The sequence below is a fragment of the Pseudoalteromonas sp. APC 3224 genome (assembly GCF_030407535.1).
In the GTDB taxonomy this organism is placed as follows: Bacteria; Pseudomonadota; Gammaproteobacteria; order Enterobacterales; family Alteromonadaceae; genus Pseudoalteromonas.
Genome location: NZ_JASDDF010000019.1, coordinates 1 through 15,877 on the forward strand (window position 1 = coordinate 1; position 15,877 = coordinate 15,877).

The 15,877-nt window shown below is 40.6% G+C and carries 15 protein-coding genes and 2 tRNA genes; 2 read left to right on the forward strand and 15 right to left on the reverse strand.

Annotated features, from left to right (window positions below):
- Window positions 1-132: 132 nt before the first annotated feature.
- The 12 genes from QL989_RS10115 to QL989_RS10170 form a co-directional block, all read right to left on the reverse strand.
- Window positions 133-208 (reverse strand) — tRNA-Lys (locus QL989_RS10115).
- A 171-nt stretch (window positions 209-379) separates the two neighbouring features.
- Window positions 380-1,132: a tol-pal system protein YbgF gene (gene ybgF / locus QL989_RS10120; protein ID WP_138608876.1), complete on the reverse strand. Its 753-nt coding sequence runs from the start codon at window positions 1,130-1,132 to the stop codon at window positions 380-382.
- 13 nt (window positions 1,133-1,145) lie between these two features.
- On the reverse strand, window positions 1,146-1,685 hold the full coding sequence (gene pal / locus QL989_RS10125; protein WP_138608874.1) for a peptidoglycan-associated lipoprotein Pal: 540 nt from the start codon (window positions 1,683-1,685) through the stop codon (window positions 1,146-1,148).
- A 35-nt stretch (window positions 1,686-1,720) separates the two neighbouring features.
- Window positions 1,721-3,079: a Tol-Pal system beta propeller repeat protein TolB gene (gene tolB, locus QL989_RS10130; RefSeq protein ID WP_075169407.1), complete on the reverse strand. Its 1,359-nt coding sequence runs from the start codon at window positions 3,077-3,079 to the stop codon at window positions 1,721-1,723.
- 8 nt (window positions 3,080-3,087) lie between these two features.
- Window positions 3,088-3,993 carry a cell envelope integrity protein TolA gene (gene tolA / locus QL989_RS10135; protein ID WP_138608872.1) on the reverse strand — a complete coding sequence of 302 codons (906 nt, stop codon included), beginning with the start codon at window positions 3,991-3,993 and terminating at the stop codon, window positions 3,088-3,090.
- A gap of 4 nt (window positions 3,994-3,997) precedes the next feature.
- Window positions 3,998-4,429 carry a protein TolR gene (tolR, locus tag QL989_RS10140; RefSeq protein WP_008114139.1) on the reverse strand — a complete coding sequence of 144 codons (432 nt, stop codon included), beginning with the start codon at window positions 4,427-4,429 and terminating at the stop codon, window positions 3,998-4,000.
- Complete coding sequence (gene tolQ, locus QL989_RS10145; RefSeq protein ID WP_008114137.1) at window positions 4,416-5,120, reverse strand: protein TolQ; 705 nt, start codon at window positions 5,118-5,120, stop codon at window positions 4,416-4,418. The genes tolR and tolQ overlap by 14 nt, the downstream gene beginning before the upstream one ends.
- A gap of 899 nt (window positions 5,121-6,019) precedes the next feature.
- Window positions 6,020-7,027: a Holliday junction branch migration DNA helicase RuvB gene (gene ruvB, locus QL989_RS10150; RefSeq protein WP_075169409.1), complete on the reverse strand. Its 1,008-nt coding sequence runs from the start codon at window positions 7,025-7,027 to the stop codon at window positions 6,020-6,022.
- Between the two features lie 7 nt (window positions 7,028-7,034).
- Complete coding sequence (ruvA, locus tag QL989_RS10155) at window positions 7,035-7,652, reverse strand: Holliday junction branch migration protein RuvA (protein ID WP_290170242.1); 618 nt, start codon at window positions 7,650-7,652, stop codon at window positions 7,035-7,037.
- Window positions 7,653-7,654: 2 nt separating this feature from the next.
- Window positions 7,655-8,179, reverse strand: a complete 525-nt coding sequence (gene ruvC, locus QL989_RS10160; protein ID WP_290170244.1) for a crossover junction endodeoxyribonuclease RuvC — start codon at window positions 8,177-8,179, stop codon at window positions 7,655-7,657.
- A gap of 132 nt (window positions 8,180-8,311) precedes the next feature.
- Window positions 8,312-10,813, reverse strand: a complete 2,502-nt coding sequence (locus QL989_RS10165) for an FtsX-like permease family protein (protein WP_290170246.1) — start codon at window positions 10,811-10,813, stop codon at window positions 8,312-8,314.
- Window positions 10,803-11,516, reverse strand: a complete 714-nt coding sequence (locus QL989_RS10170) for an ABC transporter ATP-binding protein (protein ID WP_010392805.1) — start codon at window positions 11,514-11,516, stop codon at window positions 10,803-10,805. Before QL989_RS10170 ends, QL989_RS10165 begins: the two co-directional genes overlap by 11 nt.
- Here QL989_RS10170 and QL989_RS10175 point away from each other — a divergent pair, their 5' ends adjacent.
- Window positions 11,517-12,140 carry an arylesterase gene (locus QL989_RS10175; protein WP_109874852.1) on the forward strand — a complete coding sequence of 208 codons (624 nt, stop codon included), beginning with the start codon at window positions 11,517-11,519 and terminating at the stop codon, window positions 12,138-12,140.
- A 116-nt stretch (window positions 12,141-12,256) separates the two neighbouring features.
- Window positions 12,257-12,333: transfer RNA gene (locus QL989_RS10180), tRNA-Pro, on the forward strand.
- A 195-nt stretch (window positions 12,334-12,528) separates the two neighbouring features.
- Here QL989_RS10180 and QL989_RS10185 read toward each other — a convergent pair.
- The 3 genes from QL989_RS10185 to QL989_RS10195 form a co-directional block, all read right to left on the reverse strand.
- Window positions 12,529-13,185, reverse strand: coding sequence for a hypothetical protein (locus tag QL989_RS10185; protein WP_290170249.1), 657 nt, complete (start codon window positions 13,183-13,185; stop codon window positions 12,529-12,531).
- Between the two features lie 65 nt (window positions 13,186-13,250).
- Entirely contained in the window at window positions 13,251-14,594 is a 1,344-nt protein-coding gene (locus QL989_RS10190; protein ID WP_290170252.1) for a hypothetical protein, read from the reverse strand.
- Window positions 14,595-14,683: 89 nt separating this feature from the next.
- Entirely contained in the window at window positions 14,684-14,920 is a 237-nt protein-coding gene (locus tag QL989_RS10195; protein WP_290170254.1) for a hypothetical protein, read from the reverse strand.
- Between the last annotated feature and the right edge of the window lie 957 nt (window positions 14,921-15,877).

Consider the following 15,877-nt stretch of genomic DNA (forward strand, 5'->3'; position numbering starts at 1 on the left):
ATGATGGACTTGAACCATCGACCAATGGATTAAAAGTCCACTGCTCTACCAACTGAGCTAATGACCCGCTCTGGTTTACTTATAAAAAGTAAGGCTGCGTAAATCCGCCGATTATAGCCATTCAGTAAAGAATGGTGGGTCATGATGGACTTGAACCATCGACCAATGGATTAAAAGTCCACTGCTCTACCAACTGAGCTAATGACCCGCTCTTTTTGTCGCATTTCGAGTGGGGTTACCATTCGTTTGCTGCGGGCGCTTATAATACTTATTTATAAAATGAGTGCAACCGAAATTGTCTCTTTTTTTAAGTTTTTATGTCTAGTTGAGCAAATTTAGACCGCTTATGACAAAAAGCAGTCTAATCAAGCATCAACATTTATTTTGATAAGCGATCTGTGGCTAGTTTAGCAGCAGTTGTACTTGGGTACTGATTGATTAGCTCATTCAGTATTTTTTGCGCTTCAGCCTTTAACCCTTGCTCTTGTAAAAGTGTACCAAGCTTTAACATTGCATCTGGGCGCTTATTTGAGTTTGGAAATTCGTTAACAACTACTTTGAAATGCTCGGCTGCTTTTACACCGTCATTTTTAATCGTTAATAATTGCCCAAGCCAATAATGTGCGTTTGAGGTGTACACTGAATTTGGATACGTTGTTAAGAACGCTTGAAATTCTGGAATAGCTTGGTCATAGCGCTTATCTTTCATTATAAGCGCAACAGCACGCTCGTACGCTTCGTTTTCAGATAAATCACTGCTGTAGCTCTGATCGCTACCTGGTTGCGTGTAGTCTGTTGTAGGCGCTGGAGTAGCCGGCTTAGCATATGCTTGGCTAACACGGTTTTCTATTTCTTGATAAAGCTCGCGCTGGCGCTGCAATACCTTTTCAAGTTTATAGCTTTGCTCTTCGGTAACACCGCGAATTTGACTCACTTCATCTTGCAGTAAGTTAAGCTGTTGTTGTAACTCTACTTGTAAGAAATTACGCTGTTGCATCATCTTTTCAAGCGTTTCTAAACGCTTTTCAATGCTCGACTGTGAACTTGCAGCTTCTGAAACAGGAGCGGGAGCAGCCATTAACTGGGTGCTCCCGCTCAATATCATGGCTGCCAAAATAATTTTCGGCTTCATAATATCTCTTATCTTAGTAAACTAGTACCGCACGGCGGTTTTTAGCGAAAGCTTCTTCAGTGCGAGATTTAACCATTGGCTTCTCTTCACCGTAGCTAACTACTGACATTTGGCTTGCAGAAACACCTAAGCTTTGTAGGTATTTTTCAACTGCTTGTCCACGGTGCTCACCAAGTGCAATGTTGTACTCTGGCGTACCGCGCTCATCTGCGTGGCCTTCGATTAATACTTTAACAGAAGGATTTTTAACTAAAAACTCAGCGTGTGCACGAAGTAGCTCGCCGTATTGACCTTGAATCGTTGCAGTGTCAAAACCAAAGTAAATGATTTGCTCTTGACGAAGCGCTTCGTACTTTTGACGAAGTTGCTCTTCAGCTTGTTGCTCTGGCGTCATTGTTGCTACTTCAACTGTATCAGTTGTTGTTTGCTCAACAGTTGCTTGGTTAGACTGGTTGGCTGCATTTTCATCGATATCTGAAGATGAGCTACAAGCTGCTAGTGTCATTACTGGCACAGCAATTAGCAGGCCTTTAAGTATTTTGTTAAGTTGCATTGAGTAGATTCCTATTTTGAGTAAACCAGCAATTATTACTGTAAATATGGCGACCAAGCCGGTGCCTTCACTTGTCCATCAAGCACAGGTAAGCGTGCTTTAAAACGGCCGTCCATCGATACTAGCGCAAGTACCTGTTTATTATTATGGAGCGTGCTGTATATAATCATCGAGCCATTTGGCGCTATGCTCGGCGATTCATCAAGGCGAGTTCGAGTTAAAACTTGGAACGCACCTGTAGCCAACTCTTTCTTAGCAAGATGATACTGTCCGTTAGTACGGTTTACCATCACTAATTCTTTCCCGTCTGGTGAAATAGAACCCGCTAGGTTCATGTCACCGTCAAAGGTTAATCTTTGAGATCTGCCAGTTTTTAAATTTAACTTATAAATCTGAGCATTACCACCCCTTTCCGACGTAAATACTATATCTTGACCATTTGGGTACCACGAAGGTTCGGTATCTATACTACGATGGCGTGTTAATCGGGTCTCTTTACGCGTTAGTAAGTCTAATAAGTAAACCTCAGTTGCACCAGTTTTATCTTTTGATAGCACTAACAGTAGCTTTTTACCGTCTGGCGAGAACTGCGGCGCACCGTTAATTCCTTTATAGCTGGTGATCAGTTCACGTTTACCGGTATAAATGTCTTGAATAAAAATTTGGCTCTGGCGATTTTCAAACGTTACATACGCTAATTTAGTACCATCAGGCGACCATACTGGCGACATTAATGGCTCTTTTGAGCGCAATAACACTTGTTCATTAAAGCCATCGTAGTCAGCAACCACTAACTGATAAGGCTTTTCGTCAGTATCACGAACAATAACATAGGCTATTTTAGTTAAAAACGCGCCCTTTTCACCGGTTAGTTTTTCATAAATTACATCACTGATGCGGTGCGAGTAACGGCGAAAGCCGGTTTCACCGATCACGCTTTGGCGCGCTTCTAAGATATGGTCTTGGCTTTGAACCAGCTTACCGTTGCTCATCATTTGTGTTTCACCGCCAGTGATTTGGCCGCGAATAACATCAACCAACTCATAACGCACTAAATAGCGTCCATTGGTTTGCTGCTCTACTTCACCAACCAATACAGCTTCTACACCTTGATTTACCCAAGCACCGTAATCAATATCAGCATCTTTGTGAGGTTGTTGTGGCATTTGAGACACACTCACAGGTTTAAACTTACCGCTGCGCATTAAATCGGCAGCAATTACATCACTTAGCTGCTGTGGAATAGGACCAATACCTTGGTATTTAAATGGCACAATCGCAATCGGTCTTGCGCCGTCAATACCTTCAGTAATAACAATTTCAAGTGCCGCATGTGCAACACCCTGAAACCCTAATATTAAAACTAAACAGGCTATTTTAATTTTGTTAAACATGTCATCCCTTAAAACTCTGGCGCGATGGTTATATTAATATTCTTTAGTTGCTCGAATACGTCTTTATCTTTAGATACCGGTAATGTGTCGGCCATGCGAACAGCTCTTAATGCAGCCTCACACACTAACTTATCACCGCCTAACGATTTAACTTGTGTTACCAGCCCATTAAACCCAAGACGGATATTAATGCGGCATTGCTGGTTTTTCATTTTTTCATCAATTAATAAGTTTTGTTGGATACGCGCCATAATTAATGCGCGGAATTTATCAACTTCACTCACTACTTGCTGTTGACGTATTTTATTACGTGCCGCCTGCTCTTTGGCAAGTTGCTCTTGCAGCATTTGTTCTTGCAATGCTTGCTGACGTTTACGTTCTGCTTCTTCAGCGCGCTTTTTACGCTCTTGTTCGGCTTTTTTAAGTGCCGCTTCTTCCGCTTTGCGTTTATCTGCAGCCGCTTTTGCTGCGTTTTCAGCTTCTTGCTTTTGCTTTTCGGCTTGCTTCGCTTTTGCTCGCTCGCGTTGTTCTATTTCACGGGCTTTTTTAGCTTGTGCTTGCGCCTCTGCGGTTTCTTTTTCTTTCGCTTTGCGCTGCTGTTCAAGCTTTTTAATGCGTCTTGCTTCAGCTTCACGCTGTTTACGTGCATCGGCAGCTCTGCGTTCTAAATCTCGAATGCGTTTATCTTCAGCACGCTTTTTATCATCTTCTTTCTTTTTAAGCTCAGCTATTTTTTGCTCAACTTGCTTTTGATCAACCGTAACCGCTGAAACCGCTTTCTCTGGTTCAGGAATAGCCGCATTAAGCGTCACTTCCATTACTTTAGGTTTAGGAGGATGAATGTTTGCTGATGCATACAAAAACCCGCCTAACGCTAAATGCAGCAATACTGATTTAATTAATGAACTACTCATACAGTTACTTGGTCCCCTCAAAGGATTCGGTCATTAATCCTACCGACGGTACACCTGCATTTTTTAAAAAGTCCATTAACAGTAACACTTCCTGATACGACACTTTACCCGAGCCTTTGATCATCACAGGCACATCTGGGTTTTTCATTAGTTGTAGCTTAATTACTGCGGCTACATCTAATGCTTCCATCGGCTCCTCAGGATCGGTACCGACACTCACATAATACTTACCATCGGCATCAATAGAAGCAATAATGGGTGGCGTGTCTTTCGTATCGACTAAGTCCGACTCTTCCATTTTTGGCAGGTCTACTTTTACACCATGAGTAATTAACGGCGCAGTGGCCATAAATATAATAAGCAGCACCAACATTACATCAATGTATGGTACTACATTAATTTCTGCGACTGGGCGACGCTTTTTACGCTGGTACATTCGCTTGAGCCTCTATTTGGGTAGCTGCTTGACGGTGTAAGATATTGGCAAATTCTTCCATAAAGTTAATATAGTGAGATTCTAACTTTTCAACTTTGTTAGCAAAGCGGTTGTAAGCAATAACGGCTGGAATAGCCGCAAATAAACCCATTGCTGTAGCAATTAGTGCCTCTGCTATACCAGGAGCAACCATTTGTAAGGTCGCTTGCTTTACCTCACCTAAGGCAATAAAGGCATTCATAATACCCCACACCGTACCAAATAAGCCGATGTAAGGGCTAATTGAACCGACCGTTGCTAAAAACGATAGGCTTGATTCTAGTTTTTCTATTTCGCGAGAAAGCGCAACCCGCATTGAACGGTGTGTGCCTTCCATTACAATGCCCGCACTTTGAAAAGTATTTTTTTTATGACGTGCAAACTCTTTAAAGCCTGAGGTAAATAACGCCTCAATACCAGCAGACTGGCCACCGCGAGAAGAGATTTCGTTATATAGTTTACTTAGGTCAACACCAGACCAAAAACGTTGCTCAAATTTTTTGGCATTTGCTAAGGCGTCAGAGATGGCTTTTTTACGTTGAAAAATAATAGCCCATGACATAACCGACATAGCAACCAACGCTAGCATTACTAATTGCACAAGCAAACTGGCTTCTAGAATTAGATCTAAAAAATTAAGCCCTGATCCCACGTTAAACTCCTAAATAATTAAAAACATCAAATTGATTTATTTGAGTAAGGTAACTTAGCAATACATTAGCCACCATTAAAGTTTTGCTAGTGTATCTAGTGTATTTACTGCTGACAACGATATTGCTGTGAATAGACAACAAAAAACGTTAAAAAAAACAGCTTTACTCAATATTTACTACTTAACTCTTGTTCTGCTGTATAAATAAATAACAACAAAGCTTTATGGAAGCGCGCTTAGTTTCACTAAAGAGTGACAAAATGCGCTGTTTATTCAAAATTAATGCATAAGCACTCATAACCAGCACATGCTTACCTTAACGTAATAGTAAAACTAATACCGAACGTTAATATGTTAATATACATAAACAAAGCATTTCATTAACTTATAGAATTAATGATTAATTATCATGCAACAATAAGCAAAAACAAAAAACCGCTGCTATTAGTTTTTTTAATCTGAAAATATAAATTTTCTAGTTTGAACAAATTGTGTCGCTTCGGTATTATTCTCCCATACCGAGCTAGTGCATTAAATGAAAGCTATTTCATTGAATCCAGTTCTTCGTAATATGATTTATTTCGTATTACTTTTTTACTTCTTGGGGTATGACCTCAACAAGTAAAACGTAGTTCCCTAGATTACTTCCTTAAACTTGTTGTTTGCCCGCATTATTTGCGGGCTTTTTTTTGCCCACAATTTATCAAACCATCTCAACTCGGGCTAAATAAGCAGTCGAACAATAGCCTGATATGTCTTAACGCTCTGTGAATTATTGGCAAAGTAAAATACGCCTAAATTTAACCTTTACTCATACTAAAAAGCCACTGTCGTTAAAAAGACAATGGCTTTAGTATTTAACCTAAACTCTGGATAATATATCTATCTCAAGCAGCTAATTAGTCTTGCTTGGGAAGTAAACCAAAATGATGATACGCATTATCCGACACAATTCGTCCTCGCGGCGTGCGCTGAATAAACCCTTGTTGAATTAAAAACGGTTCAATCACATCTTCTATGGTTTCTTTTTCTTCCCCTATGGCAGCGGCTAGGTTGTCAAGGCCAACCGGGCCACCCATAAATTTTTCGATGATGGCGAGTAAATATTTACGGTCCATGTAATCAAAGCCGCTTTTATCAACATCAATCATATCGAGGGCTTGTTGAGCAACCTCGGCATTAACCGTACCATCTGATTTAACTTGGGTGTAATCGCGCACGCGGCGCAATAAACGGTTTGCTATACGCGGTGTGCCACGAGAGCGCTTGGCAATTTCAGCTGCGCCATCGTCACACATTTCTAAATCAAGGTAATGCGCTGAGCGCCCCACTATATGCGACAAATCCTCAACAGAATAAAACTCTAAACGCTGTACAATACCAAAGCGGTCACGCAGTGGTGAGGTTAATGAGCCCGCACGCGTGGTTGCGCCAATTAAGGTAAATGCAGGTAAATCAAGCTTAATAGAGCGTGCTGCAGGCCCCTCACCTATCATTATATCGAGCTGGTAATCTTCCATTGCAGGGTAAAGTATTTCTTCTACTTGTGGGCTTAAGCGGTGAATTTCATCAATAAACAGTACATCACCTTCTTCAAGATTAGTAAGCAATGCAGCTAAATCGCCAGCTTTTTCAAGCACAGGGCCAGAGGTGGTTTTAATGTTTACATTTAATTCGTTGGCTACAATATTAGCAAGCGTTGTTTTACCTAAGCCTGGCGGGCCAAATATTAATAAATGATCCAACGCTTCGCTGCGGCTACGCGCAGCTTCAATAAATATTTCCATTTGTTGCTTAACATGCGGCTGACCACGATAATCGGCCAGTAACTTAGGCCTAATAGCACGATCTATGGTGTCTTCATTGGTTTTTTCAGCAGCATCTATTAAGCGATCAGCTTCGATCATAATTTACTCACAGCATTGATTTCAAAGATTCTTTAATTAGAACCTCAGTCGACATATCGGGTTTGCTTACTGATTTTACTGCTTTTTGCGCTTGTGGCAATTTATAACCGAGCGCCACTAACGCCGAAACCGCATCATCGGCCGCATTATTAGCTATAGTTGCATCGCTCGCAGGCTCTATTACGGCGCTGTCGCTAACTGGGGTAAATAAGTCGTTGCCCCAATTCTTTAATCGGTCTTTCATTTCGAGCACTAAGCGCTCGGCGGTTTTTTTACCTACCCCTGGCAGTTTAACCAAGGCGGTAGCGTCTTCATTATTTACGCAACTTACAAACTGCTGCGCCGACATACCCGACAAAATAGCTAAACCCAACTTAGGTCCTACGCCATTGGCTTTTAACAGCTCTCGAAATAAGGCTCGTTCGGTTTTATTATTAAAGCCAAACAATAACTGTGCGTCTTCGCGTACTACAAAGTGAGTGTACACAATGGCGTTGTCGCCCACTTTGGGTAAATCATAAAAACAGGTCATTGGCATTTGTACTTCGTAGCCAACGCCACTCACTTCTAATAATATTTCTGGGGGCTGTTTTTCAACTAACACGCCGTTTAAGCGACCTATCATTGTTATTTCCTTAGACGTCCTCTAACGGTTTTGCTTGCGCTACCCGCTAGTTTTATTAAATTTTGTTCAGAGTGAGCATGGCAAATTGCAATCGCGAGTGCATCTGCTGCATCGGCTTGCGGCGTACCTGGCAGTTTAAGTATATTTTTAACCATATGTTGCACTTGCGATTTATCTGCTCCACCGTTACCCACCACGGCTTGCTTTATTTGCCGTGCAGAGTATTCAAACACCGGTAAGTCGGCCATAGAGGCCCCCACAATGGCAGCACCACGGGCTTGCCCAAGCTTTAAAGCAGAATCGGGGTTATGTGCCATAAATACTTTTTCTATGGCAAAGGTTTCAGGCGAAAACTGCTCTATAAGCTGTGTAATACCTTGGTATATCATTTTAAGTCGGGTGGGAAAGTCATGATCGGCTAATTTAATACAGCCACTGCCTAAGTATGTAAACTTAGCACCTTGGTGCGCAACCACACCGTAACCCGTTATACGCGAGCCCGGATCGATCCCTAAAATAATGGCCAAACAGCACTCTCATTATTGTTATTTATTAATAATGCTAATAATGCCAGAGCACTGTATAAATTACCAGTACCAAGCCAAAACAAAAATGCCTACTTAAAAAGTAGGCATTTAAACTCTATTTGGCCAAAAAGTTTACGCCAATGCGCGCACTAAGCCTTGGGTGTTTTGTTTGAGCGTACGGGCAATCATAAAATAACCTAAACCTGCTACAAACACGCCACCAGCAACGGGGCCAATAATCCAAATATTTGGATGCAGCTTACCAGCCAAATCAAACATTTGCTGCTGCACTATTAACAGTGCAATATCGCTGAAAAATGCAGCTACCAGTCCGGCTAAACCGCCAAGCAGTAAAAACTCATACAAAGTAGCATTTTTTATTAATCGACTTTTAGCGCCTAATGTACGCAATATCACAATTTCTTGCATGCGCTCACCTAAGCTTGCTTGCACCTGCGATATTAGTACCAACGCACCACATAACACCACAATAGCCAATACAAAACCAATGGCTAACGACACTTGCTCAATAGTCGACTGTATTTGCTTAACAAAATTATCTACATCAATTGCTGTAATAGTGGGGTATGAACGTAATAACTGGCTAAAGTCGCGCTTTTGCTCAGGTTCAATGCGTACCGATGAAATATAGGTTGCCGGAAAGTCGCTAAGTACATCTGGGCTTAAAATAATAAAAAAGTTAGGCTTGAGTGTGGCCCAATTTACTTTTCGCACACTGGTTATTTTAGCATCAAACGACTGCGCACCGATTAAAAATGTAAGAGTATCGCCTAATTTAACATCGAGGCGCTGCATCATCGACTCTTCCAGTGAGGCCTCGGCAACGGCGTCATCGCCAAACCACTGGCCATCGATAATGTCATTTTGCGAAGGGACTTCGTCAAGCCAGGTTAAATTGAGCTCGCGCCCAATACCTGAGCGGGCTTCTTCGTCTTTTTTCTCGTTATCTTGCAGTGACACTTCACGCGCAACCGCTTCACCGTTGACGGCATTTACGCGACCACGAATAGTCGGGTAAAACTCCGACACCTGAATGCCTTTTTGTGCTAAATATTCATTTACTGGGTCCAGTTCATTTTGCGTAATATTCACTAAAAAAGCATTAGGTGCATCACTTGGTAATTGTGACTGCCAATCAGAAATAATATCGTTTTTAAGCACAATTAAAAATAACAGTAATTTAATCGCTAACGAAAAGCTAATTAACTGCACTGCATTAACATTGGCGCGCTTTTGAATAGACGCAATAGCCAAAGACCAGCTGTTACCCGGCTTTAAGCCAAGCTTGCGGCCACCGCCAAATATTAACTTAGAGATTAAAAATAACACCAAAATAAGCGCAAGCGTTGAGACAAACAAAATAAGCGTAATTTTTATGTTATTACTAAATAACCACATTAATAAAAACACGGTGAGTGCACTTAGCCCTAAATGAATTTTACTTACCGCAAGGCGATCACCTAAGTTACGGCGAAGTACTCTAAGCGGTGGAATATCAAATAAATCTAACAGTGGCTTAATAGAGAACATAACCGCACAAATAACCCCTGTGCTAATCGCCACCAGCCAAGGTTTAAAACCAGCCATGGGCAGTTCAGTGCCCATACTTTTAGCTAAATAACCGGTAGCCACCTCTTGCAAGCCATAGCCAATAGCTAGGCCAACAACCACCGCCATAGTACATACCATTAATAAGTGCATAAGGTAAATTTTACGGATCATATCGCGGCTGCCACCTAAGGTTTTCATCATTGCGACTGGGTCGTATTGACGCTCACAATAGCGCTTAGCCGATACAGCAATAGCAACCGCGGCTAAAATAATCCCTAGCAAACCGGCTAATAACAAAAAGCTTTCAGCTCTATTTAAGCTATTTGAAATAGGCGATTGACGGTCTTTAACACCATACCAATTTTGGTTTTCTTTAAGTTGCGGTTTTAGCCAATCGTAAAAACTATTTATGTCGCTTTCATCACCTGCATACAACTGGCGGTAAAATACACGGCTACCGGGCTGTATTACTTCAGTTTTTGGTACGTCGTCAATATTAATAAGTACCCTGCGGCTGCTAGAGAACACATTAAACGGCGCATCGGGTTCTTCAACAATCACCTTTTCCACATTGAATAACGCGGCACCTAGCTCAACTTGGTCGCCTACGTTTATATTTAAACTATAAAAAACCGATTCACTTAACCACACGTTACCGGGGGTTGGTGCACCCGGGGCAACTTCTGTTTCGGCGTTTAAGCCCGACTTAACCTTTAACTGGCCTTTAAGCGGGTAACTGTTTGACGCAGCTTTTACTGAGCTAAATTGCATTTCATCGTTTGCAAACAGCATTGTGTCAAAGTACACCATTTGCGCTGTTTTGAGGTTTTGCTGTTTGGCTTGAGTAATATAAGCGGTATCTATGGCATGGTTGCTGGCCAACACCCTATCGGCCGCAATAAAGGCACTACTTTTTTGCGCAATACTTTGTGCAATTCGCTCGGTCACCATAGATAAAGTAAGCACCGTTAACACCGCTAAAGCAATGGCTGCACTTATAACGGTTAGTTCACCACGGCGAAACTCTCGAGAAAATAGTTTAAGTGCTAATTTAGCCCACATTTGCCATTTCCTCAGTTGAATTATGTACCAGCTCACCGGCTTCAATCTGAATAATACGTTCACACTTTTGCGCCAGTGCTTCATCGTGGGTCACTAAGATAAGCGTTGTGCCATTTTGCTTATTTAAATCAAATAATAACGACTCAATCATATGGCCATTTTTGCTATCTAGGTTAGCTGATGGCTCGTCGGCAAACAGTATTTTAGGCGAACCCACAAATGCACGAGCAATCGCAACTCGTTGTTGCTCACCACCAGATAACTGCGACGGGTAATGATCAATGCGATGGCTCAAGCCAACTTTTTCAAGTAACGCGAGCGCCTGCTCTTTAGCGTCATGTTCGCCAGCAAGCTCAGCAGGCAGCATCACATTCTCAAGTGCGGTTAAACTTTGCACCAACATAAAAGACTGAAATACAAAACCGACTTTAGCGGCTCTCAGTGCTGCACGCGCTTCTTCATCTAACTTGTGCAAAGGCTCACCATCTAACATTACCTCGCCACTGCTGGCGGTATCAAGCCCTGCTAGCAAGCTCAATAATGTAGATTTACCAGAGCCCGACGTGCCCACTACGGCAACAGACTCGCCATGCTTGACATTAAAGCTGATGTCGCTGAGGATGGACAACTCACCTTCAAAGGTGGAAACCACTTTAGACAAACCATTTACTTGAATTATATTTAATTGAGAAAGCGCTGACATATGACTCATTCAATCCTACGTTGTGTATTCATTTTATTTTTAGTTATTAACCCACTACACGCGGCTGCTAACAACACGATTTTAATACTTGGTGACAGTTTAAGCGCAGCCTATGGCTTAAAACAAGAACAAGGCTGGGTGCAATTGTTACAAGATAAATACGATGACGAGCAACGCAATATCAACTTAGTTAATGCCAGTATTAGCGGCGAAACCACCGGCGGTGCATTGCGCCGATTAGACGCGCTACTTGAGCAATATCAACCAACTCACGTACTTATTGAGCTCGGTGCTAATGACGGCCTGCGCGGTTTTCCAATCACTAAAATGCAAACTAACTTAACCGCTTTAATTGAAAAAAGCCAAGCTGCAGATGCACAAACCGCACTTATGGAAATATATATTCCACCTAACTATGGCCCACGTTACAGTAAAATGTTCACCGATAGCTTTACCAGTGTTAGTGAAGCCACTAACTCGCATTTAATGCCGTTTTTTGTGCTTAAAGTAGCAGGAAAAAACGAGCTAATGCAAAACGATAACTTACACCCTAACAAAACTGCCCAACCAATACTACGAGATGAAATGTATAACACGATCAACCAGTGGTTAAATAAAGACTAGGGCCGTAAAGAGTCTCCTGCGCAAGCGCTTAAAACTAAGCGTTTGCGCAATAAACATCCAAACAAACAAAAGCTTATTGATTTTTTTATAAATACACGTACTATTGCTATCGAAGTCGGTATGTGGCGCAGCTTGGTAGCGCACTGTCATGGGGTGGCAGGGGTCGAGAGTTCGAATCTCTCCATACCGACCATTTAACTACTTTTAATTTCAATTAGTTATAAATAAACCTCACTTCTTTATCGCACGATTAAATTAGCCTTTCTAAATATTTATCGCACATTTATCGCACCCTTTTTAACCTGATTTATTTTCTACTTTCTGATTCTGATTGGGGGGGATATATAGGAATAGAGCTAATGGCACCATAAAAATTCAGTAATTTAAACTACCTTCTACGTCTAATAAGATAAAAAATACATCCTAAAAGGATGAAAATAAAAAATATAAATATGTAAAATGAATAGATTGAACCAAAGAATAGCTTTTCCGTAATAAATATAACTAACAAGATACATGCCCCCATAATAGCAAATCCAGCGCTACTTTCTGATGGCTTGATACCTAACCAGTTAATAAATGAAGGCAAGCAAATAAGAAAAATATAAGCTGCTACCATACCAGCTATAACTAATGGCCAATGAGTTAAAGCAATCTCATCTAAATTATCAGATACTAAAAAGTGATAAAATAAATTAATAACTGTAAAAACCAAAGCGGGCGCAATAAACCCAATCACCGGAAAAAGTAATAGATTTTTAGCATACCAAAAAACTTTACTTCTATAGATATCAGCTTTAGCTTCATGCTTAATTAAAACAACACTTAGAAAAAACGTGTAGCCAATTGTTCCCATTAATAGATAATCAAACCCCAATAAAGCCTCAAATAAGTGTATGTACTTCTCACCTTCATAACTTGAATAGCTTCCAGCAGCAGTTACAGATAAGAAAAATATTGCAATCAAACACCCTTGTATTAATGTAAGCAATTCACGTTTTATGTAAAAAAGTAGGTCAAAGTTGTCCTTCATCTCTATATCCATTTAAATAAACCTTTTTATTTTAACTATCAAAGGACACTATAAGTTTTCATTTCAAATAAGCAAAACTATTTAAGATTACTCCAATACCTTTTGACTGTTGTTAGGCTCAGGCCTGATCTAAAAACAACTTCCTTTTGAGTTGGTTTTTTCCCTGTTTCTTTGGTTATTTTCTTAACTGTTTTCTTAACAAGCTGCTGTGAATTACTTCGCTTTTTAACCGCAGTCTCTGTAGCTGCTTTTTTTTGCCTTTCCTTGATTTCAGCCTTTGATAATTTAGCTTTAGGTTTTGTATTTAAATACTCAGGACTCAACCCAAGTAGGTCCTCCATGTAATCAGCTAATGTTTCTTTTTTGTATTTGTAGTGGGTAGTTTTTGCTGTTTTAGTCAAGTTAATCAACTCTTCCGTTGATAAGCCAATTAACTCATCATTTATTTTTGTTAGCTTTTCAAATGCAGTGTTTTTATTCAGGTGCTGAAAAGCAACAAACAAAATGAATGCGGCTTTGTCCCGTTTACCCTTTGGCACAGATCCTTGCTTATAAAAATGATTTTGAATCGTGTTGATACACTTTAACCACCACTCTTTAATATTATGTCCGTAACGCCTTGGCGTTTTTGAATTCCCTCTTTTAGCTTGAGGCTTAAATGGTAGTTCAATTACGCGCTTTTCCTCTTGCTTTAGTTTTAGCTCATTATAAAGCTTTCCCAAATTCAGATAATTAATCAACTCATCAAATTTATACTTAAAACCGCCACCAAAATACCTTGCTTGCATTCCGGTTCTTCCATGTACTGAACCAGGTATTCGTAGATTTCCATAAGCCCGTTTTGAAGCCATCTTATCAACAAACCATAAGCCATCTTTACTGATTAATTGCTCCACAAGCGTATTAGCTATTTTCTTCCAGAGCTCTTTATTTACATTATTTGCATCTACGGGATCATATATCCAATATAAATGAAGCCCACCAGAGCCAGAGCACACATAACCGGTAGGTGGCGGCAACAAACTAGCTTCAACCTGTTGTAACACTTCCTTAATCACTCTTTTCTCAACGCTACGAACAATTGGTACATCAAGTTTTTCTGTAATATCTATATCGAGCCAGTTAGCTCTAAACAGGGCTAAGCCCTTATCTCGAGGCCAATTAAAAAATTCATTTGGACTAAAATAGATATTCACTGCCTCACTCTCTCGATTCAATATTCCTTGTACGAATCGACTTGTTTTACACTTAAAAGTTTTTAAATCAGTAACTCTTTTAGACTTACTATTCCCCAACAGAAAAGTTTTGGTTTTGGATTCATGATTATGGCTAAATAAGCTCCTTACATATTTAGGTGAATGAAAATCTACCAATTCAAAAAAGTCTTTTGGATAGGTAATAGCGTACTCTGGCCACAACAAAGGTGGCCTTTCTATTAAGGCAAGCATATAATTTGAAGATGCAAAGTGCGGTTGGGGTGTGGCCGGTCAAGCTGCCCCTTTCGCCTTTATTACATCTTCACTCCTTCAAATCGAGCAAGCCATTGCTCAACTGTTTCGCGCTTAAATAGGCGAACTCGTCCCAATTTAATTGAAGGTGGTGCTAAACGCTGTACTTGATAAAGGTTGGCATCTTTTCCAGACTCAATAGCCTTACGCTGGGCGCTAAGGCGATTATTAATTGTGCCTGTAGATAGGTGTAAAAGCTCTGATAGGTCTTTAATTGATAAGATTTCTGATGATGGCATGTTCGCTCTCCAATACGTAAATGAAAGCGAAGGGCGTTATGGATGCGCAAGACATCACCACATTAAAGTGGTTTCATAAGTTTCCTCGTTACGTATTGAAGGCAGCCTGAAGGCGCCTGTTTTTAATGTCACCTAAGTGACTCCCTTCGCAGGAACGCACTTAATGTGCGTTCAAATGAATATAAATGATGAAACGTGAACTTTCAAGAGCTGTTTTAAAGAGTAGCTTTACCTCTAAAAACTTTTTTATCCTTTAACTATTAACTTGCTATCCCTCACCTACCAATCTAAACCAATATTCTAATGCTGCTAGCTTAATACTTTGATCCTCATGCTCCCAAATTAACTTTTCGAGGAACGCCAAAGCGATGTACTTTTCAAGTCGAGTTTCAGTTAACTCCTCCGTAAGCTTTCTAAGCCGACTATTTGACACTTTTCTAGTTCTGCTGCTGGCTGTCGTTTCTGACTCACAGTGTATAGAGCTATGATGGTTCATTTTATTTTCTTTTCCTTTTAACTATGGCTTGCCTGTTTCTATAAAACAGGACTGCGAAAAATATAACTAGGCTAATGATGAGTATATTACTCACTATCAATGGACCCATATAAACCTCCTAATCTCTTATAATCTAGGACCTTATTGAGTATATGCCATAGATTAAACTTCATAAAACCAAGCCCTTTTTAACTGAGGCATCATGAGCAAATGCCTCCTCTTTTAAAAGGGGCTACGCCCCCGCTATGTCGAAGCGATAAATCGCTCGCTTCATAGCGGGGGGCTTGGTTTTTCATACCTTATGCGCAGGTTTTTATTTGCAGATTGCACAGAATCAATTTTAACGCTAACCTAATACTGAAATAGCCTATTAGGCATTTACCAAAAACGGCGCTGTTCAGCTGCCGACAACACGTAGTGAGAACCCTCACTCATTTCAATTTAATAGTCATGTCTCACGC